This window comes from Ectobacillus sp. (genome assembly GCF_056992975.1).
Window position 1 is genome coordinate 1 of sequence record NZ_JBXKMX010000206.1, and the last position, 3,375, is coordinate 3,375.

Sequence of the window (3,375 nt, forward strand, 5' to 3'; positions counted from 1 at the left end):
AAATCCTTACCTTGTTGCCCTTTTGAAACAAGCACTTGGTCAAGAATATTGCCTTGCTTGTCTGTCACGGTTTTTGTTTCTGCTTTTATACCATGAAGCATATCTTCATATTGCTGCTCGATGTAGCTTTTCCCTACTCGGTCATTACGGTTATAATTACGAACTAAATAATAATCAAGATTTTCTTTTGGTAATCCTTCATCCGCACTTGTCACCTTGCCGAGTACACTGGTAAACATGTCACCAAACGGATAGTTACGCTCCCAATCCGTTGTCGTATCAACACCCGGTAGTTTATCCAAGTTTTCACTTATAACTGCATATTCTTGTTCGGTAACTCCCTGATTTTTAATGACTTGCGGCGTCATATTATAGCCGCCATCCATCTTTTGCTTTATGGCTAAAACCTTTAAGTCCATCGGTGTTAAAGTTGCGACTTCCACGTCAGTAACACGGCTAAGTTGCCGATCATATAAATCTTTATCCGTAAGCTTTTTATCTTTCAAATCTTGGAGTTCTTGCTTCATAATTTTTCCCTTTGCAAGATCTGGGTGCAGTTGTAACCAAAAGTCCCTTTTATCCTTATCAGTAAGCTTGTCCGTAGGAATATCAAGATAATTTGCCAAATCCTGTGCAACTTTTAAACGATCTTCACTTTTTGATCCCTTCATTCGTGTATACGTAATGGTTCGCAATGGGAGATTATTAACTACTGCCCGGTTATACCGATCATACATATTACCACGCGGTACCGGAGTGCTTATCGTAGAGTCTTCTGTTCTCGCTACTTCCTTTTTATAATCATCCCCATACACAATCTGTACAACACCTAAACGTAAAATGAGGGCAGAAAACAAAATAAATACAATGAAAAACAACATATTTAAACGAATAGGAACCTGACTTCTCTTTTTCTTCTTATTTTTTTGCATACTTACCCCCTCAAGCGGAAAGAGACACCCAAGAATTAGGTGTCTTTGCATCATAGCGAGTCTATTTTATCACAAATTACAAGAGAAGGTAACCTTCCCTTCCATAAGTTTATACTTCGTTATCTTGCGTCCATTGCTTTCTCTGATAAGCTTCGTGCTTCATATTTGACATTTCTTATGGCAAAATAGATCAGGAAATGTCCGGCACCCACCACACTGAGCAAGATAGGAATACTTTTCTCTGCTGGGAAGAACATGACAGCAGCTAAAAATAAAAGGATAGAACAGATACGCCCGAGATTTAAATAACATTCTCGTATCACCATATACTCAATGCGAAGATCCTTTGCCCGCCTTGCTCGTCCAATCACATCAAAAGAAATGGATCCTAATGGCACAAGTAGAATCGGGTAAGCGATAGAAATACAGATAGCATAAAACAACAATCTTTCATAGGTTACGTCAAATACAATTAAAAAAACGGAAAGATAAAGTAAGATTCCCCCTAGTAATATGGCTTTTTTTCGATGTGTTTTTTTTAAAAACCTTGTCACGATATAGTAGACAAAAAAAGATACTGCCGAACTAATCAAACCATATTGGCCAATTGCCATTTCACTTCCAGTTGTAATATACAAGATAACTGAGATTGCAAATATAAAGGTACCCTCGCGAATGCCTTGAAAATAGTGAGCCCATGTTACACTTCGCCAGTTGTAATTTCTTCCTCTCTCCCTCACAACCTCCTTAAGTTCATACTTTCCTTCACACTCCCTGTGAGAGAGAAAAAAACTAAGAAGAATGGCAACTGCAAAAAGAAGCAATGATAGAATAAAAATACACGTATACCCATTCCATTGTTCCATTCGAGAAATGATAAAACCTGCAACAATTGGCCCAACCATACCTGCAAATGATACCAGCAGTCCAAGAAATCCATTAAAAAAATCTCGTGTTTCAGGCTCCGTAATTTCAAAGGTAAGTAAATGAAAGGCAAGCCAATAAAATCCATAACCTACTCCAAGAAGCGCACCAATTAAAAGAATATAATGCGATGCATGGACTCCAACGAGTAATACGGTAATGAAAAATAGAGCAAGTACACTTACACCACAGCGTAATAGAATAACACGATCCATCACCTTGGCTAACCTTCCTGCAAAGACAAATGCAATCGGCTGCAATACTACAATAGCTAAGTTATACAGACCTAGATTCAAAAAGTTTTTCGTCTGCTTCCATAAATAGATATTTACAAATGTGTTTGACAAAGCAATGGCAAGGGTATATAACCCACCAATTGCTAATAATAAAAGTAAATCCCGATTGACCTCAATATCACCAAAAATATGCTTCCATTTCATAAAAACTCTCCTTTGCTCATGCATGTATTGTTTCAAAAAAGAGGAAAAACTATACGAAAAAAGAAGCTATAGTATGTATAAAAAAGACAAAGCTACTCTAAAATAGGGCATAACAGTAAGGAATAGACAGCAAAAAAGCTATCCGAAAATAAAACGGATAGCTTTTTTTACTGCCTATCATAATAATAGATATCAAAGTTTTGATACTACCATTATTTTGCTGCTACATAAAGTTTTTCTGCTGCGTTCCAATCTACTACATTCCAGAATGCACTTATGTAGTCAGGACGACGGTTTTGATATTTTAAGTAGTAAGCATGTTCCCAAACGTCCAAGCCTAATACTGGAGTTTTTCCTTCTGAAAGTGGTGAATCTTGGTTTGCAGAACTTGTAATTTCTAATTCTCCATTGTTAACGACTAGCCAAGCCCAACCAGATCCAAAACGAGATTTGCCTGCATTCGCAAATGCTTCTTTAAATGCTTCAAAGCTGCCAAATTTAGCTTCAATTGCCGCAGCAAGTTCTCCTACTGGTGCACCGCCACCGTTTGGTGAAAGAAGTGTCCAGAAGAAAGAGTGGTTAGCATGGCCCCCACCGTTGTTACGAACTGCAGTACGGATTGCTTCTGGAACTTCATTTAAACCAGCTACTAAATCTTCTACGCTTTTTGCAGCTAATTCAGGGTAGTTTTCTAAAGCTGCATTTAGGTTTGTCACATAAGTGTTATGATGTTTCGTATGATGGATGTTCATCGTTTCCTTGTCAAAATGTGGTTCTAGTGCGTCATAAGCGTATGGTAATTCAGGTAATTCGTATTTAGCCATTGTATATTCCTCCCAAAATTTTTTTGAATGGACAAATTGTCTCATTCCATTTTTATTTTACACTATTTTCAAAATAGTGAAAAACAATCTATACTTCATACCCTATCAAACTTTAGTCTTCTTATCAAATAATAAGACTTATAAAATAACTGGAATTGCCTTGTTTAAAAGAAGCTGGATACGTTACAATGAAGGTGCTGAATCTAATTAAGGAAGTGAAACTATGTCGTTATTTTCACAGCTTTATAAGAGCCT

At 37.1% G+C, this 3,375-nt stretch carries 2 protein-coding genes and 1 pseudogene; all 3 read right to left on the reverse strand.

The window, feature by feature from the left end; genetic code table 11:
- A pseudogene (locus tag AC11ZT_RS09510) lies at positions 1–932 on the reverse strand (penicillin-binding protein); the annotation flags it as partial.
- Positions 933–1,051: 119 nt separating this feature from the next.
- Positions 1,052–2,296, reverse strand: a complete 1,245-nt coding sequence (locus tag AC11ZT_RS09515) for an MFS transporter (protein WP_484059368.1) — start codon at positions 2,294–2,296, stop codon at positions 1,052–1,054.
- A gap of 212 nt (positions 2,297–2,508) precedes the next feature.
- Positions 2,509–3,120 (reverse strand): superoxide dismutase [Mn], encoded by a 612-nt coding sequence (sodA, locus tag AC11ZT_RS09520; protein ID WP_484059369.1) that lies wholly within the window; start codon positions 3,118–3,120, stop codon positions 2,509–2,511.
- Positions 3,121–3,375 lie beyond the last annotated feature (255 nt).